The sequence below is a fragment of the Marinobacter sp. BW6 genome (assembly GCF_008107725.1).
In the GTDB taxonomy this organism is placed as follows: Bacteria; Pseudomonadota; Gammaproteobacteria; order Pseudomonadales; family Oleiphilaceae; genus Marinobacter.
Genome location: NZ_VIRN01000061.1, coordinates 62,409 through 84,142, shown reverse-complemented (window position 1 = coordinate 84,142; position 21,734 = coordinate 62,409). Strand labels below are relative to the sequence as shown.

Below are 21,734 nucleotides of genomic sequence, written 5' to 3'. Positions count from 1 at the left end.
TCACTGTGGCCAGCTGTCCGGCACTACAAATATGCGATGGGTTTCCTGCCAGAGGCCGCTGACCGAATCCTGTTCGAGTTTCGCGAACAAGAGCGGAATGCTGTGGCGCTGGATGGTATTAAGCGCGGCAGTCACGGCATCAGTTGCCGGCGGCTCTTTCTGGCGCCACGGGCCAATCCAGTGGGGCTTGTTCAACACCACCCAGCCAGGAAGGTCCGATGGCTCAATCTGTGAGAGATAACGCCACTGGCCGCGCAGGTGACTGGCTGGCACGGACTCTGGAACGAAAACCTGAGTCTCGGCCGGGTAAAACAGGTACCCCGGCATGAAAATCCGGGGAATGACAGGTTCTGCAATTCCAGCGTCTGCCAGCAATGCCCGGGCTTCGGGCAAGGCGGTTCGCTGGCTTTGCATGCGCAACATCCGGTCTGTTTTCAGATCGAGCCGGTCTTTGGCGTTCGGGCCATACCACAGCGTTCGCCCGCTTTGCTCCAGAACCCCCAGGTAGTATTTGATGGCAATTTCGTGGTGCTCAATTCGATCTTCAGAGCGATTGTGAACCACGAAATCCAGCTCGCCGATGGTTCGACCGTGAGACTGGATTTGTCGATTCTGAAGCAGAACATCCCAGCCCAGCAGGTCTTCCAGTAATACCCGGTAAAGCCGCTCGAAATAGAATCCGAGTCGCTTCTGGGGTGTCTCTCTCAGCAGCGCAGGCGCTATTTCCGGGTTTCGATCCCAGGCCTGAAGTTGTTCTGCAATATCGTCAGGGAGATAGCGGCTCGGCTCAAACGTCAGTGGTGACTGCAGCAGCTGAGGTGCCCGGCACAGCCAGGCAAGGTGCCTGACCGCTGGCGTGGTCAGCTCTGAAGTAGAGTAATGCGCTGTTTTTGCATCCATATAGCCAGAATACCGTAAACTGTCCGCAAGGCACGATGATCAATACAGTTCTGAAGGAGGCTTCATGCAATATCTTCACACCATGATCCGGGTGAGTAACCTGGACGAGACCCTCCATTTCTTTTGCGACCTGCTGGGAATGGTTGAGGTCAGTCGCAAGAGTAGCGACAAAGGCCGATTCACCCTGGTGTTTCTGGCCGCGCCGGAAGACGAAGCACGTGCCCGAGAAGACAGGGCGCCGATGATCGAACTCACCTACAACTGGGATCCGGAGGAATACACGGGCGGGCGTAATTTCGGCCATCTGGCCTACCGCGTTGATGATATCTACGGGCTGTGTGAACACCTGAAGGCCAATGGCGTCACGATCAACCGACCTCCGAGGGATGGCTATATGGCCTTTATCCGAACCCCGGATAACATTTCTATCGAACTTCTGCAGAAAGGCGAGGCGTTGCCGCCCAAAGAACCCTGGGCCAGCATGGAGAACACAGGCAGCTGGTGAGGTCAGTAGCAGGCCGCCATAAGGGCCGGAAGGTGTTACAATAAGGCTCTGCAAAAGAGCTTTCGCATCAGGATGATGCACTCAGAACATGGAGAAGTTTGATGGACGATTGGCAAGGATGCCTGGATCCCCAGTGCCAGACCGCTTTGTTACGAGCCCGCGAAAGCGTTGAGCGTCGCGGTGGCTCTGTGATTACCGTTGAAGACTACCTGCTTGCCCTGCTGGATTCCGAACCCGCTATAACCCGCTTTCTGCGGGGCTGCGGAGTGGATATGGACGAGCTCATCCGCACCATTCAGTGTGAACAACCGATTGTGACGGAAGTTGGTGGCGAGGGGCAATTATCTTCCCAGCTGATGTACTGGTTCGCGGCGGCCCGGGAAACCAGCGATTCGCCATGGCTTGGATGGTCGCAACTGCTGGAGGCACTGGTGCGCCACGCGGAGCGGCTACAAGAAAAAGCCTATGTGGCGGTTTTTGAGTTGGTTCCACGCTGGCCAGATCCTTCCGAGGAGCGGGAGCCGGCGCCGATTGATGAAGTCCAGAGAGCGCCCGTGGTAGTGACTGATTCCGCATGGGTTGACCTGGCTGAGGATGTCGCTATCAGTCTGGCGGCGTCTCCGTTAGCCATGATTTGGGTGCGTGGCGAGCGCGGAGCGGGCAAGACCGCCTGGCTGCAATCGCTGCTTCCGGCACTGGAACAGGATTATGTCGAGTTGGATCTCAGGCGTGAAGCGGAGATCATGGCCAGTGATCTTTCGGTTTTGCCCAAGCGCTCAGTGCAGGGCGGTCTCGGAGAGGGTGGTTCACGCTGGCCGGTACTGGTGCTGGACAATACCTCGCCTGCGGACCTGATTGCCCTGATGGATCTTCCTGATGGGCTAGCGTCAGCGCTCGTACTGCAATGGGCTGGGCCAATTCTTCTGCTGGGTCCTGATGAGCCCATCGAAAGCAGTACAGCCGCCTCACTTCAGCATCGTCTTGGCCGAACCCTGGACATCTTTGATATGCCGGTTTCAAGCGTGGTTCAGCGTCAGGCCATTCTGACCGCGCATCAGCCGGCAATCGAGAAGCAATGGAATGTCCAGATTTCTCGCTCTGTGATCCGGTTTGCCGCCTCTCGCAGAAGTCGTTGCGTGAGTACGCCCGGAGGAATGCTTCAGTGGCTGGAACGGGCGGCCGCGAGGCTTAATCTCTTTGCGCGAAGAGGGCCGGCCGAGGCGTTGGCCCTGGCAGGGCAGGCAGACACTTTGAGGCGTCAGTCCCTGGTGGCGTTGGCCCGGAAGGAGCCGCTCGATGATATCGAGGCGTCGCTCGGCGAGATCCAGCTCCATCATGTTGCAGCAGAAGTGGCCTGGCATGAGCGTAAGGCTGCGGGCACGTTGCGTCAGTTGTGTGCTGAAGATTTGCGGCGGGAACTGGAGCGCTGGGTTGCAGCGCGGCCTGGGCCGGTTCACTATGTGCTTCATTGTAATCAGCAGGACGGAGATTCAGTGGGTGCAGGATCTGGAAATTTACATTCGTGATCTGGGGCCAGGAGCGGTTTCGGGGTGGCTTGAGAACCATCTGGACGAACTGGAACTGGATGATGGTGAGGTAACGAGAGTGATCAAGGGCGTGGCCCGCTACGAGGGCGAAAGGCTGCGGATATCCCTTTATCCGGGAGCTTTCGGAAAACGTTTTACCTCATTGGTTATTGAAGGCCCCAGGGTTCCCTGGAACAGTGATCTGGACTGCGCGCGCAGCGCCTGGCGTGCCATGGATACCGAGATTCGCTGTAGTCCGGGAGACTGGAAAGAGGGCGAGCCGGTAGAGGATGAAAAGTGGTGGCGCCTTGACCACCGGGGCGAGCAACAGGTCGTCTGGAACTGAAAGAGGCAGCCCAAGGGCTGCCTCTTCGTTTTCAGTGGGCGATTACTCGCTCAGGATGGACACGTTGTCGGCCTGAAGACCTTTGTCTGCCTCCACAACATTGAAGCGAACCAGTTGGCCCTGGCGCAGAACCCGGCGACCACGGCCGCGGATCGCACGAAAGTGTACGAAAACCTCATCGCCACTGTCGCGCACAATAAAGCCAAAGCCTTTCTTGACGTTGAACCACTTGACCGTGCCTTCCTCATCACCCTCAGGGCTGCTTTCGTCATAGCCATCATCATCGTCATTGTGGTTCTGGCTGGGTGCACGGTTGTTCGGCCGGGACGTGCTGCGCTGTTCAGACGGTTTCTTGACTGAGAGCGCAATCGCCAGGAAGCCCGCAATGCCGAAAACGATCAGCGAGATAATGTAGGCGGCGATGCCACGATTGCTACCCAGGGCCTCTACAAGTTGGCCTGCAGCGATCAGGCGCAGTGGCTCCGGTGTGAAAGACAGCAGCAGGGCAAGCACCAAAGGCGCGGGAATGGCGATCATGAGAGCAAAAAGGATCGCTTTGGATGGATTACGCATTGACTGAAATTTCTCCATTCTTGTAACGCTAACGATAAAAACCGGATATCGGGTAAAATCGCACATCCGGCCGGTGAAAACCGACAGTACCCCGGAAAACGGGAGCGCTGGCGGGCAAAAGCGGCATGATACCAGATTATCCCGAGCGCTGACCAAGCAACGGAATAAGCAGTGTCATCGATCACATTCTAGAGAGAACTACACAGGGGAGTACCAATACCCGATGAGCCAGAACGATCTGGAAACCCGACTGGACGAGCTGGAGACACGGCTGGCCTTTCAGGATGACGTTATCAATACCCTGAGCGAGCAGGTGGCCAAGCAGGAAATGGATATCCGCGAACTATGGGAGGCCAAGCGATTGCTGCATAAACAGCTCAAGGGTGTTTCTCCGTGCAATATCAAGTCGGAACAGGAAGAAACGCCTCCGCCTCATTACTGAAAGCGGTGCATGAAAAAGGGTCAGATGAAGCCTTCATCTGACCCTTTTTGTTGGCTTCCGATTTCGAACTCTAGGCCAGAAGTTCGATCAGAATCTGCTCGTAGATGTCTGACAGGGTGTTGAGATCCTCGGCCTTTACGCACTCATCCACTTTGTGAATTGTTGCGTTGATGGGGCCAAGTTCGACCACCTGTGCGCCCGTGGGCGCAATAAAGCGGCCATCCGACGTGCCGCCGGAGGTTGAAAGCTCGGTTTCCCGGCCTGTCACCGTGCGAATGGCGCTCTGGCTGGCAGACACGAGTGCGCCCTTGTCGGTCAGGAACGGACGGCCACTGAGGTGCCACTGCAGATCGTATTTCAGGTTGTGGCGGTCCAGGATGGCTACCACCCGTTCCTCCAGACTTTCTGCTGTGTTTTCCGTGCAATAGCGGAAGTTGAAGTGCACCAGGCATTCCCCGGGAATAATGTTACTGCCGGTGCCAGCTTCCAGTTTGGTGATCTGGAAAGTGGTTGGCGGGAAGAAGTCGTTGCCGTTATCCCAGAACTCCTTTGCCAGTGCATCCATGGCGGGAGCCACCGAGTGAACCGGGTTCTCGGCCAGATGCGGATAGGCAACATGGCCCTGCACGCCGTGCACTGTCAGATAACCATGCAGAGAGCCACGGCGCCCGTTCTTGATCACATCACCCACTTCATGGGTGCTGGAGGGTTCGCCAATCAGGCACCAGTCGATCTTCTCGTTCCTGGCTTCGAGGGTTTCCACCACTTTGACCGTGCCGTGCTGGGCTGGCCCCTCTTCGTCACTGGTGATCAGCAGAGCAATGGAGCCCCGATGGTCCGGGTAGCTGGCAACGAAACGTTCGCACGCGGTTATGAAGGCAGCCAGGCTGCCCTTCATGTCCGCAGCGCCACGGCCGAGGAGATAGCCGTCCCTGATCACAGGATCAAAGGGCGGATGCGACCAGTTCTTCTCCGGTCCGGTCGGAACAACGTCGGTATGGCCAGCAAAGGCCAGCACCGGCCCCTCGGAACCCTTCCGGGCCCAGAGGTTATCGGTATCGCCAAAGCGCAGATTCTCGCCGGTGAAGCCCAGAGGCGCCAGCCGAGACATCATTAACTCCTGGCAGCCGGCATCGTCGGGAGTGACGGACGGCCGGCGGATCAGGTCAACGGCAAGTTCGAGGGTCGGGGAATCAGTTGTTTGCATGCAGCTCTTCATTCAGCTCGATGGCGGACTTGTTGGTTTTGCACTCCACTGCGCCAGTCTGGCTGTTACGGCGGAAAAGCAGGTCTGTCTGGTTGGCCAGATCGCGGGCTTTGATCACCTCAACCAGCTCGTTGTTGTCGTCGAGCAGGGCGACCTTGGTGCCAGCGGTAATATACAGCCCGGCCTCAACCTTGCAACGGTCGCCCAGCGGGATGCCGATACCGGCGTTGGCACCGATCAGGCAGTTTTCGCCGACGGCAATGATGATGTTGCCACCACCGGAAAGGGTACCCATGGTAGAGCAGCCACCGCCCAGATCAGAACCCTTGCCAACCATGACGCCGGCGGAAATACGGCCCTCGATCATGCTGGTGCCTTCGGTGCCAGCGTTGAAGTTGATAAAGCCTTCGTGCATGACTGTGGTGCCTTCACCTACATAGGCGCCAAGGCGGACCCGCGCGGTATCGGCAATGCGGACACCTTTCGGTACCACGTAATCGGTCATCTGCGGGAATTTATCCACGGATTTGACTTCCAGCGTACGGCCTTCCAGGCGCGCCTGAAGCTGGCGATCGGAAAGCTCGTTCAGGTCGATCGCGCCTTCGTTGGTCCAGGCCAGGTTTGGCAGCAGGCCAAAAATACCGTCTAGCTTCAAACCATGGGGTTTCGCCATGCGATGGGAAATCAGATGAAGCTTGAGGTAAACCTCGGGCGTGCTGGAGGCGGTGTCATCTGTTTCGAGCACGGTGACAACCACCGGACGCTTGCTGGCGGCGGCTTTGTCCGCCAGTGATGCCTGGCCTGTCTGGCCGATCTGACGCAGGGCGTTGGCGAGTTGGCCGAGCTGCTCGGCGGTCGCGCTGATCGCCTGGTTGCCACCCTTGTAGTCAAGGGCGTTGGAGATGACGTCCATCAGGGTGTTATCGGGTGTCATGACCGGCTGCTGGTAAAACACTTCCAGCCACTCGCCCTGGTTGTTCTGGGTGCCGATACCGATACCGAATGCAAAGCTCATCTGATGGTTGCTCCTGTTCTGAATGTGGGGTCAGAAGTGCGGGCTTTCTGACTCCAGAGTTAAAGTTAGAATCTGGTTTACCTGAGGTTCAGGTCAGCCATGCAGCCCATTCGTCTGCACTGAAACCCACGCGCACGTCATCGCCGCTTTCTACGACGGGGCGCTTAATGATCGATGGATTGTCCAGCATGATCGCGTGAGCGCTTTGGGCGCTAATGGTATCACGAACGTCCTCGGGAAGTTTGCGCCAGGTGGTGCCACGGCGGTTGATGAGGGCTTCCCAGCCTAACGACTTTTCCCAGCGGGACAGCAGCTCGTCGCCCAGACCGTCCTTCTTGAAATCGTGGAACTGGTAGTCGATACCTTGTTCGTCCAGCCACTTCCGGGCCTTCTTGACGGTGTCGCAGTTTTTGATGCCGTACAGTTTCATGGCTTGTTCGCCTTAACAAATTCAACAATGCGTTCCGCTGCCTCAACGCATTCTTCCAGCGGTGCAACCAGGGCCATCCTGACTCGGTTTTCCCCGGGATTATGACCGTCGACCGTTCTGGATAGGTAGCGCCCCGGAAGAACGTGAACATTTTGCTGGGCGGACAGATCCCGGGCAAAGGTTTCATCGTCCATCGGGGTTTCCGGCCAAAGGTAGAATCCGGCGTCCGGGAAATCTACATTCATGACTTCCCGGAGAATGGGCACTATTGCCTCGAACTTGGCGCGGTAGGCTGCACGATTCTCCCGAACGTGGTCCTCATCACTCCAGGCGGCAATACTGGCCAGTTGGTTGTGGATGGGCATGGCACAGCCGTGGTATGTGCGGTACTTCAGGTAGCCTTCAAGAATGCTGGCGTCACCGGCAACAAAACCTGATCTCAGGCCGGGCAGGTTGCTGCGCTTGGAAAGGCTGTGGAAGACCACGCAGCGGGCGTAGTCATCACGGCCAATGGCGGCGCAGGTTTGTAGCAAACCTTCCGGGGGGCTGCCTTCGTCCGGATAAAGCTCGGAGTAGCATTCGTCAGAGGCCACAATAAAGTCGTATTTGTCGGCGAGGGTAATCACCCTGGCCAGCGTTTCCCGGGGGATCACCGCACCACTGGGGTTGCCTGGTGAGCACAGGAACAGTACCTGACATTCCTGCCAGATGGATTCCGGCACCGAATCAAAGTCGGGAATAAAGCCATTGGAACCGTCGCAGGGAAGGTATACCGGGTTGGCGCCGGCCAGGAAGGCGGCACCTTCATAGACCTGATAAAACGGGTTGGGGCTGACCACGGTGGCGGGCTTGCTGGCATCCACCACAGCCTGAACCAGGGAAAAGATCGCTTCGCGCGTGCCGTTTACGGGTACGATATTCCTCGCCGGGCTGAGGCTGCCGGATTTCAGATTGAATCGGCGGGTCGCCCAACCGCTGATGGCTTCACGGAGTTCGTCCGTGCCTCGGGTTGTCGGGTAATTGGCAAGTTTGTCCAGATTATTCGCAATGACCTGTTTGACGAATTCCGGCGAAGGGTGTTTCGGTTCTCCAATACCAAGAGAAATTGGCCGGAGGTGATCAGGCACGCCAATGCCGGCCTTCAGTTTGGCCAGCTTTTCAAACGGGTAGGGGTGGAGTCTGTCCAGATTCGGATTCATTGAATGTCGTCCAGCATTTTACAGAGATCTTGCTGCAGGGCCTGGCACACGGCCGGGTCCCGAATGGGCTCGCCTTGCTCGTCGGTGACAAAGAAAACGTCCTCTACTCGCTCGCCCAGGGTGGCAATCTTGGCGTTACTCAGGCGCACCCGATGCTCCAGCAAGACCTGGCCGACTCGCGCCAGCAGGCCGGGGCGGTCGGGGGTGATCACTTCCATCACGGTGCGCTGATTGATGGTGTCGTTAGAGAAGGTCACTTCCGTCGGGAAGGCGAAATGCTTCAGTTGCCGTGGTGTGCGCCGGTGGATGATGTCCGGATAGTCGTCTGGGTCATCGAGCTCCTCGATCAGGCGCAAGCGCACTCTCTCCTTGCGCGCGGGGTCGATGCCCAGAGGCTGTCCCTGCTCATCCAGAACTACGTAAGAGCTGATTGAGTAAGGACCTTCGCTGGAACTGATCCGGGCGTCCACGATGTTCAGGTTCAGTTGCTCAAGGACCGCAGTCGTTGCAGCAAACAGGGCAACCCGGTCTTTCATGTAAATAATGATCTGTGAGTAGCCGTCCGTGGGGCCGCCCCGGGTGTCGCGAATAAGCACCAGTGGGTCGGGATTGTCGCCATGGCGGATAATGGCAGCGGTCTGCCAGGCAATATCAACGGTAGAGTCCTGGAGGAAATAGTCTTCGTCCACAGTGTCCCAGATGGGGTCGATCTGTTCATCGGCCATGTTCTGGGCGTGCAGGATCTCGCGCGCTTCCGACTGGGTGGCGCGAACCCATTCCTGCCGGTCAATGGGGGTTTCCGTGCCACGACGCAAGGCCCGTTTGGCCTCAATGTAAAGCTGGCGCAAGAGCGACGCGCGCCAGGTGTTCCAGAGCTTCGGGTTGGTTGCACTGATGTCGCACACGGTCAGCACATACAGGTAATCAAGGTGCGCCTGGCTGGGCACTGCCTGGGCGAAGTCGTGGATAATGTCTGGATCGGAAATGTCTTTGCGCTGGGCCGTCATAGACATTAGCAAGTGGTTCTCCACCAGCCACGAAATCAGCTGGGTGTCCCGCTCGCTGAGGTGGTGTCGTTGGCAGAAAGCTTCGGCGTCTATGGCGCCCAGTTCCGAATGATCGCCGCCCCGGCCTTTGGCGACATCATGGTAGATGCCCGCGATATAGAGCGTTTCCAGTTTTGGCAGCCTGTGGATCAGGCGCGATGCCAGCGGATACTCGGTTCGGGCTTCCGCGCCACCAAGCCTTACCATGTTGCGGATGACCCGCATGGTATGGGCATCCACGGTGTAAATGTGGAAGAGGTCGTGCTGCATCTGACCAATGATCTGGCCAAACTCCGGGAGGTAGCGCCCAAGCACGTTGTACTTCTTCATGGCAGACAGAGTCTGATCCAGTGAATGGGGCGTTCTGAGCAGCTCCATAAACAGGGTGGTCACGGCCAGATCGGAGCGGAACGCGTCATCGATCAAATGCCGGTGGGCCCGAAGCGACCGGATTGTTGTGGCCCGGATGCCCTTGATCTCCGGGTGCTGCGCCATCAGCACGAAGATTTCCATGATGGCGTAGGGCGCGTAGGCGAAGACCTGGTTGTTGACCGCTTCAATGTAGTAGTTGCGAATCTGGAAACGCTTGTTGATAGGCTGGATCGCGTCTTCCGACGCGCTGCCAAGAATCGCCTCGTCGTAATACTGCAGAATCACGTCCGCCAGCTCGGCGAGTGCCAGGACCGTACGATAGTAAGCCTGCATCATCAATTCGACGCCAAGCCGCTTGCCCTCGTCCCTGTAGCCGAGCATCTGGGCCAGGGCCCGCTGATGATCGAACAGTAGCCGGTTCTCATTCCGGTCAGCGAGCAACTGCAGGCCATATCGCAACTGCCAGAGGAAGGTTTCACCCTGGAACAGAATCTGATGTTCTTCCTCTGTAAGAATGCTGAAGCGGGTCAGATCAGCGATGTTCTGCAGTCCGAAATGTCGCTTGGTAATCCATCCAATGGTCTGGATGTCCCGCAGGGCGCCCGGGGAGCCTTTGACGTTTGGTTCAAGGTTGTACTCGGTGTCGCCGTATTTCTGATGTCGCTGCTGCTGCTCTTCGCGTTTGGCTATGAAGTAGTCGCGATCGGTGCTGACATCATCGGAGTACACCTGCTCACTCAGGCCCGACCGCAATTCATCCGGCCCGGCGATTGTGCGGGTTTCCAGCAGATTGGTCAGTATGGTGATGTCTTCACGGGCGGCCGTCTTGCTCTCTTCGATGCTCCGTACGCTGTGGCCGATATCCAGCCTGAGGTCCCACAACAGGGTAACAAAGGCACCAAGGTCTTCGTGCCAGCTGTCTTCGATACCGTTGCGGGTCAGGATAAGCAAATCAATGTCGGAGTGGGGGTGCAACTCTCCCCGTCCGTAGCCGCCGACTGCGATCAGGGCAATGTCTGGTGAGTCGGCAAAGGGGTAACGGTTCCAGATCAGTCTGAGAACGGTGTCGACAGTGTCGGCCCTGGAGCGGACAAGGGCGCGAACGTCTGCGCCCTGCCGGAAGGCCTCGGCATCGGCGTTGTACCGGCCCTTCAAGAGTTCCCTGGCCGCCGTAACCGGAGAGGGGTCGTTACTGATGCGGGATTCCAGCTCGCTTTGGTCCACTTAGAAGGACTCTTCCTTTCGCTTGGTTAAAACCTCGTGGCCGTCCGCTGTCACAAGGATGGTGTGCTCCCACTGCGCAGAGAGCTTGTGGTCCTTGGTAACGACCGTCCAGCCATCCGGCAGAAGCTTGGTCTGGTACTTGCCCTGGTTAATCATCGGCTCGATAGTAAAGGTCATGCCTTCCTGCAACTCCAGGCCGGTACCGGGTTTGCCGTAATGCATCACCTGCGGCTCCTCATGAAACACCGCACCGATACCATGTCCACAATAATCACGAACCACAGAATAACGGTGCTTCTCGGCATGCTGCTGAATCACGTGCCCGATATCGCCCAGCCGGGTTCCCGGCTTCACCAACTCGATACCTTTATATAGGCACTCCTGAGTGATCTGAATCAGCCGTTCTGTACCCGGTTTCGGCTTGCCGACGATCCACATCTTGCTGGTATCGCCGTGGTAGCCATCTTTTATTACGGTGACATCGATATTAAGGATGTCTCCATCTTTGAGGATTTTCTTCTCAGACGGGATACCGTGGCAGATAACGTGGTTGACCGAGGTGCAGATAGACTTCGGAAATCCCTTGTAGTTGAGAGGTGCCGGAATGCACTTCTGCTCGTTAACAATGTAGTCGTGGCAAATCCGGTCGAGTTCTTCGGTTGAGACGCCGGGCTTGACGTGATTGCCGATCATCTCGAGAACTTCGGCTGCCAGGCGGCCAGCGACGCGCATCTTTTCGATTTCTTCCGGAGTCTTGATCGATACCTGCATTGGGCTTCCCGTTGATTTGTATCAAACCGGCATTTTAAGGGGCCTGCTGCCCGGGTACAAGGAAGCTGGTCGTCAAAAATAATGGCGTTTGTCGGCCCGAATATGGTATAAACGCGCCCGCTGGAAACGAATCCAGCAAATTCACACACGTGTCGGCACGTTATCCCAGGGTGCCTGCTCCTGCTTTTCAAGGAGCCAGGTTGGGATAATCGGATACGTGGAGGACTAACCCGAAGCTAAAAAGGTAACTATCATGGCTCAGGTAAATATGCGTGACCTGCTGAAGGCAGGTGCTCACTTCGGTCACCAGACCCGCTACTGGAATCCGAAAATGTCGAAGTTCATCTTCGGCGCCCGTAACAAGATTCATATCATCAACCTTGAGCAGACTGTTCCTGCCATGAACGACGCGTTGACGTTCGTTCAGCAGCTGGCAGAGAACAAGAACAAGATCCTGTTCGTTGGTACCAAGCGTGCCGCGGCCAAGATCATCAAGGAAGAAGCCGAGCGTGCCGGTCAGCCGTTCGTTAACCACCGCTGGCTCGGTGGCATGCTGACCAACTACAAGACCATTCGTCAGTCTATTCGTCGCTACCGTGACCTGGAAGCTCAGAGCCAGGACGGTACTTTTGACAAGCTGACCAAGAAAGAAGCACTGGATCGTACCCGTGAAATGGACCGCCTTGAGCGCTCCATCGGTGGTATCAAGGATATGGGCGGCCTGCCGGACGCCATGTTCGTGATCGACGTTGATCACGAGCGTATCGCCATCAAGGAAGCGAACAAGCTGGGCATTCCCGTCATCGGTGTTGTAGATACTAACAGCGATCCGGACGGTGTTGATTACGTGATCCCGGGCAACGATGACGCCATTCGCGCGATCCAGATTTACGTGAAAGCCGTTGCTGACACCTGCATGGAAGCAGCCCAGTCTGCCGGTGCCGGCGCTGACGAGTTTGTTGAAGTCAGCGAAGACGCTGAAGGCGCTGCTCCAGCCGCTGAGTGACGCTTTATCTTCACGTTTGAGTTGTAAGGTGTGTCCGGGGTTGCCTCGGGCATACCGTCCCACCGAATTCGGAACATTTGAGAGGATTGAACATGGCTGCAATTACCGCTGCAATGGTCAAAGAGCTGCGTGAGCGTACCGGCCTTGGCATGATGGAATGCAAGAAGGCACTCGTGGAAGCCGAAGGCAGTGTCGACGCTGCGATCGAAGAGCTGCGTAAGTCTTCCGGTCTGAAGGCTGCCAAGAAGGCCGGCCGTACTGCCGCTGAAGGTGCTTCACTGATCAAGATTTCTGATGACAACACCGTTGCTTACATTCTGGAAGTGAACTCCGAGACCGACTTCGTTGCTCGTGATGACAACTTCCTGAACTTTGCCAACGACGTCCTGAACGTTGCCTTTGAAAATGGCGAAACCGACGTGGCCAAGCTGATGGAAGGCGATCTGGAAGCCAAGCGTGAAGCGCTGGTTCAGAAGATCGGCGAGAACATCACTGTTCGTCGCATCCTCAAGGTTGAAGGTCCGGTTGTTGGAGGCTATGTCCACAGCAACAATAAGATTGCTTCGGTTGTCGCCCTGACTGCTGGCGATTCTGAAGTCGCTCGTGACATCGCCATGCACGCTGCTGCCGTCAACCCGCGCGTTGGCAAGCCGGAAGATATGCCAGCGGAAGAGCTGGAAAGAGAAAAAGAAGTCATCAAGGCCCAGCCGGATATGGAAGGCAAGCCTGCCGAGATCGTCGAGAAGATGATGGGTGGCCGCATCAAGAAGTTCCTCAAGGAGAACAGCCTTGTTGAGCAGCCTTTCGTCAAGAACCCGGACCAGACCGTGGGCGAGCTGATCAAGTCCAACGGTGGTGAACTGGTTGGTTTTGTTCGTCTGGAAGTGGGCGAAGGCATTGAGAAGGAAGAAGTGGACTTTGCCGCTGAGGTTGCTGCTGCAGCTGGCACAGGCAAGGCCTGATCCTTCGTTTGATGCAGCCGGCATTCAGCCACTGCATCACCTGAGTCTGCCACGTTAGTCGGGAATTCCCGGCTCTCGTGGCGGGCTTGTATCTGAGATCCCCCTTTTTATGAGGAGTATGTCAGATACAAGCCTGCAACGGGTATCACGCCGGATAGCAGCCAACAGACGACAAGGGGATCATCATGCCGACATCATCGAAAACCCAGCCCAGATACAAGCGTGTTCTGCTCAAACTCAGTGGTGAGGCCCTGATGGGAGAGCACGATTTCGGTATTGATCCCAAAGTTCTTGACCGCATGGCACTGGAAATCGGTGCGCTGATTGGTATCGGCGTGCAGGTTGGTCTGGTGATTGGCGGCGGTAACCTGTTTCGCGGAGCAGCCCTGAATGCTGCTGGTATGGACCGGGTGACGGGTGATCACATGGGTATGCTGGCCACCGTCATGAACGGCCTTGCCATGCGTGATGCCCTGGAGCGTTCCAATATCCGGACCCGTGTGATGTCGGCAATCCCGATGAGCGGGATCGTAGAGCACTATGACCGCCGCCGTGCGGTACGTGATCTCAAGGATGGCGATGTAGTGATTTTCTGCGCCGGTACTGGTAACCCCTTCTTCACGACCGATTCCGCTGCTTGCCTGCGTGGTATTGAGATTGAGGCTGATGCCGTGCTCAAGGCTACCAAGGTGGATGGCGTATACTCAGCGGACCCGCACCTCGACAGCAGTGCAGAGAAATACGATTACCTCACCTATGATGAGGTTCTGGACAAGAAACTTGGCGTAATGGATCTGACAGCCATCTGTCTGGCCCGTGATCATGGCATGCCGCTGAGGGTATTCGACATGAACCGTGCAGGCGCGCTGACTCGGATCGTAACCGGCGAGAAAGAAGGTACACTGATCGAATAAATCGCTGTCCCGGTCCCATCGGGTTGTGGGGACCCATTACCGAATGACATGACGAACGAATTGAGGATGCTGAAGTGATCAACGACATTAAAGCAGAAGCCGAAAAGAAAATGAAAAAGAGCCTGGAGTCTCTGAACTCTGCGTTCAACAAGATTCGCACCGGCCGGGCCCACCCCTCTATCCTGGATAGTGTCACGGTGAACTACTATGGTCAGGAGACGCCGCTGAAGCAGGTGGCAAGTGTTAATGTCGAAGACAACCGGACTCTGACCGTCTCCCCCTGGGAGAAAAATCTGATGCCGACCATTGAGAAGGCTATCATGGCGTCGGACTTGGGCCTGAACCCCGCTACCAGTGGCGATATCATTCGCATTCCAATGCCCATGCTGACTGAAGAAACCCGGAAGGAAATGGTCAAGCAGGCAAAAGCCGATGCCGAGCACGGTCGTGTTTCCATCCGCAATGCCCGTCGTGATGCCAACAGCATGATCAAGGATCTGTTGAAGGAGAAGGAAATTACCGAAGACGACGAGCGCAAGGGCGAGGATGAGATCCAGAAGCTGACTGACCGCCACATTGCGGAAGTCGAGAAGATGCTCAAGGCTAAAGAAGAGGACCTGATGGCGGTTTAACCGTCCGGGCTCACTTGCAAGCGAATTGAAAGGCCGCAGCACTCAAGCGCTTCGGCCGCACAGGGGATTTCATGACGGGAACTGTATCCGCAGAGATTCCGGTGTCGGCAGACGGCCGGCCCCGGCATGTGGCCATCATCATGGACGGGAATAACCGGTGGGCCAAGGCCCGTCGTCTTAAAGGAGTGGCGGGCCACAAGGCCGGTGTGGATGCGGTCAGGGCGGTTGTCGAAACCTGTGCCCGTGAAGGGGTGGAAGTTCTCACCCTGTTTGCTTTTTCCAGTGAAAACTGGCGTCGCCCGAAGGACGAAGTGTCGGCGCTGATGAAGCTCTTCCTGTTCGCCTTGGAACGCGAGGTGCGCAAGCTCCATCGGAACGATATCCGTCTGCGAATCATTGGTGACCGATCTGCCTTCAGCTCTGCGCTTCGTGAACATATGGAAGTGGCTGAAGAGCTGACCCGTAATAATTCCCGTATGACGCTGGTGATTGCGGCCAATTATGGCGGTCACTGGGATATCACTCAGGCCACGCGCAAGGTTGCGGAGCAGGTTCGGACGGGGCAGTTGTCCCCCTCTGATATTACCGATGACCTGATTCAGCAGCACCTCAGCATTGGTGACCTGCCGGTGCCGGACCTGATGATTCGTACTGCCGGCGAGCAGAGGATCAGTAATTTCATGCTGTGGCACCTGGCTTACACAGAGCTTTACTTTTCTCCGGTGTACTGGCCTGATTTCCAGCAGGAAGAGATGTTAAAGGCCCTACAGGAATATGCCGGTCGACAGCGTCGTTTTGGCCAGACAGATGATCAGATAGCGGCCAAAGCTCTACAACAATAACGAACGATAGCGACGTTAACCGTGTTAAAAACCCGAATTATCACCGCACTGATCCTCGCTCCTATCGCCATTGGCGGGATCTTCTTTCTCCCGCCCCTGGGGTTTGCGCTCTTCACAGGGGCCATTATCACCGTGGGCGCCTGGGAGTGGGCGAACATGTCCGGCATTGGGAAGCCTGCCGGCAGGATTGGCTACGCTCTGGCCACCGCGTTAATTCTTTACGGTCTGCTAAACGTCCCGTTTGTAGCAGTGCTCTGGCTGTCGCTACTCTGGTGGTGCGTCTGCTTTCTTCTGGTACGCAGCTATCCCGCCGGCTCTGAAAAATGGGGCAGTCTGCCTGCAAGAGCGGTGATGGGGCTGTTCGTGTTGGTGCCTGCCTGGGTGGGGCTGAATCATTTGCGCACGGGTGGCTTCCAGTTTGGGGACAGCAGCAATAACTTGCTGCTAATCCTCTACGTGTTCTGTGTGGTCTGGGTCGCCGATATTGGCGCTTACTTCGCAGGTCGGGCCTTTGGTAAAGCGAAGCTCGCGCCCCGGGTCAGCCCAGGCAAGTCCTGGGCGGGTGTCTGGGGTGGCTTGGTGGCCGTGGGAGCTTTTGCCCTGATGGTCAGCTTCCTGGCTTCGGCAGGCCCGGGCCAGACACTGCTCTTGATCGTTGCAAGTCTCGCTACCGGCCTGGTTTCGGTGCTGGGCGATCTGCTGGAAAGCATGCTAAAGCGGCACCGTGGCATCAAGGACAGTAGCCAGATGCTTCCGGGTCATGGCGGTATTATGGACCGGATCGACAGCCTGACGGCGGCCATTCCGGTTTTTGCATTGATCATTACCCAACTGGGTTGGCTGACAACCGGGCACTGGTGATTATGGTAACCCGCTCTATCAGTGTTCTTGGGGCTACCGGCTCCATCGGTCTAAACACCCTTGATGTTGTTCGGCGCCACCCTGAGCGGTTCTCGGTCTTCGCGCTAACGGCCAGTACTCGCGCTGAAGAGCTCGCAGTGCTGTGCCGTGAATTCCGTCCTGAGGTGGCGGTTATGGCCGATCCCGAGGCCGCCACTGTTCTCTCAGAGTTGTTGGCAGATCTGCCAGAGACCCGGGTGCTTGCCGGCCTGGATGGGTTGTGCGAGGTCGCGTCGGCCCCGGCCGTTGATACCGTAATGGCCGCTATTGTCGGGGCGGCGGGTCTGTCGCCGACGCTCTCGGCGGTGCGGGCAGGGAAGCGGGTATTGCTGGCCAATAAAGAAGCTTTGGTGATGTCAGGTAGATTGTTCATGGATGCCGTGGCCGAGGCCGGGGCAGAACTGCTGCCGATCGATTCCGAACACAACGCGATTTTCCAGTGTATGCCTGCGGATAAGATACGGGATCCCGCCGGTGCCGGTATCACGCGAATTTTGCTGACAGCCTCTGGTGGCCCCTTCCGGGAGCACTCCGCTGACGATCTTCGGTCGGTAACGCCCGCCCAGGCCTGTGCCCACCCCAATTGGTCAATGGGGCAGAAGATTTCCGTGGATTCTGCGACCTTGATGAACAAAGGTCTGGAGCTGATTGAGGCCTGCTGGTTGTTCAATACAACGCCTCAGAAAGTAGAGGTGCATGTTCACCCGGAGAGCATTATTCACTCCATGGTTGAATATGCCGACGGCTCCGTATTGGCCCAGCTTGGCAGCCCGGATATGCGAACGCCGATTGCCAATGGTCTGGCCTGGCCGGAGCGTATTGACGCGGGCGTTGCGCCCTTGGATCTGTTCGCCATCGGCCGCTTTCACTTCGAGCGGCCGGATCTGGTGCGTTTCCCCTGCCTGCGCCTCGCGGCCGAAGCCTTTGAGGCGGGAGGCACAGCGCCGGCGGTTCTGAATGCCGCCAATGAAGTGGCTGTCGCCGCTTTTCTGGAGGGTACCCTGTGTTTTTCGGATATCCCCGTTATCATAGAGCGAACGCTGGTTGCGACCGCCGTCGAGCCGGCCGACAGCTTTGACGTTATTTTTGCCAAGGATAAAGAAGCACGGGCTCGTGCACGGGAACAGATAGGTCTGTTAACTGTCTGATAGTCGCAGCAGAATGCTGCCCGGCTGAAGCCATTCAATCAGGAACGCTATGCAGATTATTGAAACCGTCCTCGCACTTGCGCTTACCCTGGGCATCCTGGTGACCCTTCACGAATACGGTCATTTCTGGGTTGCCCGGCGTTGCGGCGTGAAAGTGCTTCGCTTCTCTGTGGGTTTCGGGAAACCGATGTTTTCCTGGTACGACAAGCATGGGACCGAGTTTGCGGTTGCCGCCATTCCACTGGGCGGTTATGTAAAAATGCTGGATGAGCGCGAAGGGCCGGTACCAGAGGAATTAAGAGACCAGGCGTTCACCTCCAAGCCGCCTGGTCAGCGTATTGCCATTGCGGCGGCCGGTCCTGTAGCAAACTTTATTTTCGCTATTTTTGCTTATTGGCTGTTGAGCGTGGTCGGCGTTACCCATGTTGCGCCTATTGTCGGGCAGATTGCCGGTGAGAGTGTGGCCGAGCGGGTAGGGCTGCAGGAAGGCATGGAGATTCACGCTGTGGACGGCCATCGGGTCAGTTCCTGGCGTGACGTGAATATGCGTATTCTGGAGCGGACCGGTGAGCAGGGTCTGATTTCCATGGAGGTATCGGAAAATGGCGCGCGCGGGACTGTCAGCGGCGAGCTTTCCGGTTGGGGCCTGAGTGATGATACACCCAATCCGTTAGCCGAGTTCGGCATTACGCCATGGCGCCCCGCTGTTCCGCCCGTATTGGGGCAGATTTCAGATGGTGGCCGCGCGCAGGCCGCCGGGTTGCAGCCCGGGGACCGCATTGCGGCCGTCAACGGAGAGCCGATCAGCAGCTGGTTTGAGTTGGTAGAGTTCATCCGCAATGCCCCGGAGCAGACGCTTCAGGTAACCATTGAGCGCAATGGCACGGAACAATCCGTAAACGTGACGCCGGAAGCCAGGACAGAAGAAAACGGCGAATCAATCGGATTTGTCGGTGCCGGTGTGGAGACCATTTCCTGGCCGGAAGAGGTGCTCCGCGATGTCAGCTATGGTCCGTTTGCTGCGGTTCCGGTCGCTCTCAGCGAAACCTGGGCAGATACCCGTCTGACGCTGGTGGCCATCAAGAAGATGGTCACCGGCCTGCTGTCGCCTACCAATCTCAGTGGGCCCATCACCATTGCCCGGGTTGCTGAAGCCAGTGTCAGTTCCGGATTCGAAGACTTCGTGCGTTTTCTTGCCTATCTCAGCGTGAGTCTGGGCATCCTGAATCTTTTGCCTGTGCCGGTGCTAGATGGTGGTCATATCGTTTATTACACCATCGAAGCCCTCCGCGGGAAGCCGCTTTCCGAGCAGGCTCAGGCGTTTGGATTACGAATTGGTATGGCAATGATCCTCACATTAATGGTGTTTGCTCTTTACAACGACCTGATGCGGTTGTGAGAATTGCGAGCTCCTTACGCGCATTAACCAGGCGAAATATTTGAATGAGACGTTCTCTTCTAGGTGTAGCCGTTGGCCTCGCTGTGGCCGTGTCCGGCCTGAAGCCAGCCCTTGCTGATCAGTTCACGGTTGCGGATATTGAGGTGGAAGGCTTGCAGAGGGTATCTGCGGGTACGGTATTTTCCGCATTCCCTGTCAATATTGGTGAGCAGGTGGACGAGACCGGGCTGGCGGATGCGATCAAATCGCTGTTCCGGACCGGCCTTTTTACCGACATTGAGGCCAGCCGGGATGCCGGCGTACTCATCCTGACGGTTCGCGAGCGTCCCTCTATCAGTGACATCGAGATTGAGGGCAACAAGAACATTGAAACCGAGATGTTGATGGACGCGCTGGCGGGTGCCGGGCTTCAGGAAGGGCAGGTGTTTCGGCGCGCAACCCTTGAGCGTCTTGAGCTGGAAATTCTGCGCTCCTACATTGCCCAGGGGCGCTACAATGCCCGGGTAAAGGCAACAGCCGAGGAGCTGCCGAGAAACCGCGTTGCGATTCGTCTGGATATCAACGAGGGCTCGGTCGCTGCGATTCACCATATCAACCTGATCGGCAACAAGGACTTCAGCGACGAGCAACTGCAGGAACTGTTCGAGCTGCAGACCACGAGTTGGTGGAATTCCCTCACCAACTCGGACAAGTACGCCAGAGAGCGGCTCAGTGGCGATCTGGAATCGTTGCGGTCGTTCTATCTTGACCGTGGGTATCTCGATTTCAACGTGGAATCCAGTCAGGTTTCCATTTCCCCGGACAAGCAAAAAGTCTTCATTGCGATTGCCTTGAATGAGGGCCCCCAATACACCATTTCAGAGATCAACCTGCGTGGTGATCTCATCGTGGGGGAAGAGGAGCTGCGGTCGTTGATTCCGGTTGAGGAAGGCGACGTGTTCTCCCGGTCCCGTATGACGGCAATTTCCGAATCCCTGGCATTCCGGCTCGGGCGTGAGGGCTATGCCTTTGCCAACGTCAACGCTGTTCCCGAGCCCGGCGAGAACAACACGGCTGCAGTCACCTTCTTTGTGGAGCCCGGCAAGCGGGCCTATGTGCGCAGGATTAATTTCGACGGCAACGTGTCGACCCGTGATGATGTGCTTCGCCAGGAAATGACGCAGATGGAGGGCGGCGTGGCCTCCTCCGACCGAATCGAATTCTCCAAGACCAAGCTTGAGCGTCTTGGCTTCTTCCAGACCGTGAACGTGGATACCGTGCCAGTGCCCGGCACCGACGATCTGGTCGATGTAAACTATGCCGTTGAGGAGCAGCCAACCGGTAGTCTGTCCGCCTCTATCGGGTTTTCCCAGGATTCCGGTGTGATTCTTGGTGCCAATGTCTCCGAGAACAACTTCTTTGGTACCGGCAAACGGGTTTCTTTTGGCGTCAATGTCAGTGATGCGATCAAGAGCGCCAACGTTTCTTACCTTGATCCCTATTACACCGTTGATGGCGTCAGTCGCGGCTTCAGTCTGTTTGCCCGTGAGACTGATTATGAAGAGGAAGATATTTCCTCATTCCTTCTGGACGAGTATGGTGGCCGCGTAACCTTCGGCTATCCCACAGACAGTATCACCCGTCTGAACTTCGGCGCCGGTGTGACCCAGTCAAACCTGAAGGAAGGCCTTTTCACCTCACAGGAGGTGAGTGAGTTTATTGAGGAAGAGGGTGACTCCTTCACCAACTTCTTCCTGTTCGGAAGCTGGCGCCGCAGTACACTGAACCGTGGCGTGTTGCCGACCGATGGTTATAGCCACTCGCTGTCATTGGATGTAGCGGTACCGGGTAGTGACCTGACCTTCTATAAGGCCACCCATAAAACCGATTTCTACTATCCGGTGACTGACAACAATCGATGGGTCTTCCGAGCCAGGTCTGAGATTGGTTACGGGGATGGCTACGGCGATTTCACCCAGATGCCGTTTTACGAGCATTTCTATACGGGCGGCTATGGTTCGGTTCGTGGTTATGAAGCCAACTCCCTGGGCCTCAGGGCAACCAATAACGTGAACGACCTGTCGGATCCTGATCCTTTTGGGGGCAACCTGCTGACCGAGGGGGGCCTGGAGCTGATTTTCCCGACGCCGTTTGCCGGCGATACCCGCTCAATGCGAACCGCATTTTTCCTGGATGCCGGCCAGGTCTTTGACACGGCAAGAGGCTTCGATCCGGAACTGAGCGAAATCAGGATGGCAGCGGGTGTGGGCTTCCAATGGATCACGGCAGTTGGTCCTTTGGCATTCAGTCTCGCCTACCCTCTGAACGACAAGGCTGGCGACGACACCCAGGTGTTCCAGTTCTCACTGGGCCAGACCTTCTAAAGCATGGATAAT

At 56.9% G+C, this 21,734-nt stretch carries 21 protein-coding genes; 13 read left to right on the top strand and 8 right to left on the bottom strand.

Going from position 1 to position 21,734, the window contains the following annotated elements:
- Entirely contained in the window at positions 1–900 is a 900-nt protein-coding gene (locus tag FMN52_RS06085; RefSeq protein ID WP_148607770.1) for a DUF1853 family protein, read from the bottom strand.
- Between the two features lie 64 nt (positions 901–964).
- Here FMN52_RS06085 and FMN52_RS06080 point away from each other — a divergent pair, with 64 nt between their 5' ends.
- The 3 genes from FMN52_RS06080 to FMN52_RS06070 all read left to right on the top strand — a co-directional run bounded on the left by FMN52_RS06080 (position 965) and on the right by FMN52_RS06070 (position 3,277).
- Entirely contained in the window at positions 965–1,405 is a 441-nt protein-coding gene (locus FMN52_RS06080; RefSeq protein ID WP_148607769.1) for a VOC family protein, read from the top strand.
- A gap of 101 nt (positions 1,406–1,506) precedes the next feature.
- The gene (locus FMN52_RS06075; protein WP_148607768.1) at positions 1,507–2,931 is read left to right on the top strand and encodes a hypothetical protein; all 1,425 of its coding nucleotides are present in this window, start codon (positions 1,507–1,509) and stop codon (positions 2,929–2,931) included.
- Positions 2,903–3,277 carry a hypothetical protein gene (locus FMN52_RS06070; protein WP_148607766.1) on the top strand — a complete coding sequence of 125 codons (375 nt, stop codon included), beginning with the start codon at positions 2,903–2,905 and terminating at the stop codon, positions 3,275–3,277. Before FMN52_RS06075 ends, FMN52_RS06070 begins: the two co-directional genes overlap by 29 nt.
- A 42-nt stretch (positions 3,278–3,319) precedes the next feature.
- Here the strand turns inward: FMN52_RS06070 and FMN52_RS20090 are convergent, their stop codons facing one another.
- Entirely contained in the window at positions 3,320–3,850 is a 531-nt protein-coding gene (locus FMN52_RS20090; protein ID WP_148607765.1) for a cold shock domain-containing protein, read from the bottom strand.
- 223 nt (positions 3,851–4,073) lie between these two features.
- Here FMN52_RS20090 and FMN52_RS06060 point away from each other — a divergent pair, with 223 nt between their 5' ends.
- On the top strand, positions 4,074–4,292 hold the full coding sequence (locus FMN52_RS06060) for a SlyX family protein (protein ID WP_148607763.1): 219 nt from the start codon (positions 4,074–4,076) through the stop codon (positions 4,290–4,292).
- A 70-nt stretch (positions 4,293–4,362) separates the two neighbouring features.
- Here FMN52_RS06060 and dapE read toward each other — a convergent pair whose 3' ends face one another.
- The 6 genes from dapE to map form a co-directional block, all read right to left on the bottom strand.
- Entirely contained in the window at positions 4,363–5,499 is a 1,137-nt protein-coding gene (dapE, locus tag FMN52_RS06055; RefSeq protein WP_148607762.1) for a succinyl-diaminopimelate desuccinylase, read from the bottom strand.
- Positions 5,486–6,514, bottom strand: a complete 1,029-nt coding sequence (gene dapD, locus FMN52_RS06050) for a 2,3,4,5-tetrahydropyridine-2,6-dicarboxylate N-succinyltransferase (RefSeq protein ID WP_148607761.1) — start codon at positions 6,512–6,514, stop codon at positions 5,486–5,488. The genes dapE and dapD overlap by 14 nt, the downstream gene beginning before the upstream one ends.
- Before the next feature lie 88 nt (positions 6,515–6,602).
- Complete coding sequence (locus FMN52_RS06045) at positions 6,603–6,944, bottom strand: ArsC family reductase (protein WP_148607760.1); 342 nt, start codon at positions 6,942–6,944, stop codon at positions 6,603–6,605.
- Positions 6,941–8,143, bottom strand: coding sequence for a succinyldiaminopimelate transaminase (gene dapC / locus FMN52_RS06040; RefSeq protein WP_148607758.1), 1,203 nt, complete (start codon positions 8,141–8,143; stop codon positions 6,941–6,943). Before dapC ends, FMN52_RS06045 begins: the two co-directional genes overlap by 4 nt.
- Positions 8,140–10,785 carry a [protein-PII] uridylyltransferase gene (locus tag FMN52_RS06035; protein WP_148607757.1) on the bottom strand — a complete coding sequence of 882 codons (2,646 nt, stop codon included), beginning with the start codon at positions 10,783–10,785 and terminating at the stop codon, positions 8,140–8,142. The genes dapC and FMN52_RS06035 overlap by 4 nt, the downstream gene beginning before the upstream one ends.
- Positions 10,786–11,556 (bottom strand): type I methionyl aminopeptidase, encoded by a 771-nt coding sequence (map, locus tag FMN52_RS06030; RefSeq protein WP_148607755.1) that lies wholly within the window; start codon positions 11,554–11,556, stop codon positions 10,786–10,788.
- Between the two features lie 253 nt (positions 11,557–11,809).
- On the opposite strand from map, the gene rpsB reads away from it, so the two are divergent.
- The 9 genes from rpsB to bamA all read left to right on the top strand — a co-directional run bounded on the left by rpsB (position 11,810) and on the right by bamA (position 21,722).
- Complete coding sequence (gene rpsB / locus FMN52_RS06025; RefSeq protein WP_148607753.1) at positions 11,810–12,562, top strand: 30S ribosomal protein S2; 753 nt, start codon at positions 11,810–11,812, stop codon at positions 12,560–12,562.
- Positions 12,563–12,654: 92 nt separating this feature from the next.
- Positions 12,655–13,524: a translation elongation factor Ts gene (gene tsf / locus FMN52_RS06020; protein ID WP_148607752.1), complete on the top strand. Its 870-nt coding sequence runs from the start codon at positions 12,655–12,657 to the stop codon at positions 13,522–13,524.
- Between the two features lie 185 nt (positions 13,525–13,709).
- Positions 13,710–14,438 carry a UMP kinase gene (gene pyrH / locus FMN52_RS06015; protein WP_008170379.1) on the top strand — a complete coding sequence of 243 codons (729 nt, stop codon included), beginning with the start codon at positions 13,710–13,712 and terminating at the stop codon, positions 14,436–14,438.
- A gap of 74 nt (positions 14,439–14,512) precedes the next feature.
- A complete protein-coding gene (gene frr / locus FMN52_RS06010) occupies positions 14,513–15,070 on the top strand; it encodes a ribosome recycling factor (protein WP_148607750.1) in 558 nt (185 codons plus the stop codon).
- 71 nt (positions 15,071–15,141) lie between these two features.
- Positions 15,142–15,912, top strand: coding sequence for a polyprenyl diphosphate synthase (gene uppS, locus FMN52_RS06005; protein ID WP_148607748.1), 771 nt, complete (start codon positions 15,142–15,144; stop codon positions 15,910–15,912).
- A gap of 21 nt (positions 15,913–15,933) precedes the next feature.
- Positions 15,934–16,773: a phosphatidate cytidylyltransferase gene (locus FMN52_RS06000; protein ID WP_148607747.1), complete on the top strand. Its 840-nt coding sequence runs from the start codon at positions 15,934–15,936 to the stop codon at positions 16,771–16,773.
- Positions 16,773–17,960, top strand: a complete 1,188-nt coding sequence (ispC, locus tag FMN52_RS05995; protein ID WP_240339424.1) for a 1-deoxy-D-xylulose-5-phosphate reductoisomerase — start codon at positions 16,773–16,775, stop codon at positions 17,958–17,960. Before FMN52_RS06000 ends, ispC begins: the two co-directional genes overlap by 1 nt.
- 49 nt (positions 17,961–18,009) lie before the next feature.
- Complete coding sequence (gene rseP, locus FMN52_RS05990) at positions 18,010–19,359, top strand: RIP metalloprotease RseP (protein WP_148607743.1); 1,350 nt, start codon at positions 18,010–18,012, stop codon at positions 19,357–19,359.
- A gap of 44 nt (positions 19,360–19,403) precedes the next feature.
- The gene (bamA, locus tag FMN52_RS05985; protein ID WP_148607741.1) at positions 19,404–21,722 is read left to right on the top strand and encodes an outer membrane protein assembly factor BamA; all 2,319 of its coding nucleotides are present in this window, start codon (positions 19,404–19,406) and stop codon (positions 21,720–21,722) included.
- Positions 21,723–21,734: the final 12 nt, after the last annotated feature.

Coding starts and splice junctions, on each gene's coding strand:
- FMN52_RS06085 (WP_148607770.1), bottom strand. CDS start 900: ATGGATGCAAAAACAGCGCATTACTCTACTTCAGAGCTGACCACGCCA.
- FMN52_RS06080 (WP_148607769.1), top strand. CDS start 965: ATGCAATATCTTCACACCATGATCCGGGTGAGTAACCTGGACGAGACC.
- FMN52_RS06075 (WP_148607768.1), top strand. CDS start 1,507: ATGGACGATTGGCAAGGATGCCTGGATCCCCAGTGCCAGACCGCTTTG.
- FMN52_RS20090 (WP_148607765.1), bottom strand. CDS start 3,850: ATGCGTAATCCATCCAAAGCGATCCTTTTTGCTCTCATGATCGCCATT.
- FMN52_RS06060 (WP_148607763.1), top strand. CDS start 4,074: ATGAGCCAGAACGATCTGGAAACCCGACTGGACGAGCTGGAGACACGG.
- dapE (WP_148607762.1), bottom strand. CDS start 5,499: ATGCAAACAACTGATTCCCCGACCCTCGAACTTGCCGTTGACCTGATC.
- dapD (WP_148607761.1), bottom strand. CDS start 6,514: ATGAGCTTTGCATTCGGTATCGGTATCGGCACCCAGAACAACCAGGGC.
- FMN52_RS06045 (WP_148607760.1), bottom strand. CDS start 6,944: ATGAAACTGTACGGCATCAAAAACTGCGACACCGTCAAGAAGGCCCGG.
- dapC (WP_148607758.1), bottom strand. CDS start 8,143: ATGAATCCGAATCTGGACAGACTCCACCCCTACCCGTTTGAAAAGCTG.
- map (WP_148607755.1), bottom strand. CDS start 11,556: ATGCAGGTATCGATCAAGACTCCGGAAGAAATCGAAAAGATGCGCGTC.
- rpsB (WP_148607753.1), top strand. CDS start 11,810: ATGGCTCAGGTAAATATGCGTGACCTGCTGAAGGCAGGTGCTCACTTC.
- tsf (WP_148607752.1), top strand. CDS start 12,655: ATGGCTGCAATTACCGCTGCAATGGTCAAAGAGCTGCGTGAGCGTACC.
- pyrH (WP_008170379.1), top strand. CDS start 13,710: ATGCCGACATCATCGAAAACCCAGCCCAGATACAAGCGTGTTCTGCTC.
- uppS (WP_148607748.1), top strand. CDS start 15,142: ATGACGGGAACTGTATCCGCAGAGATTCCGGTGTCGGCAGACGGCCGG.
- rseP (WP_148607743.1), top strand. CDS start 18,010: ATGCAGATTATTGAAACCGTCCTCGCACTTGCGCTTACCCTGGGCATC.
- bamA (WP_148607741.1), top strand. CDS start 19,404: ATGAGACGTTCTCTTCTAGGTGTAGCCGTTGGCCTCGCTGTGGCCGTG.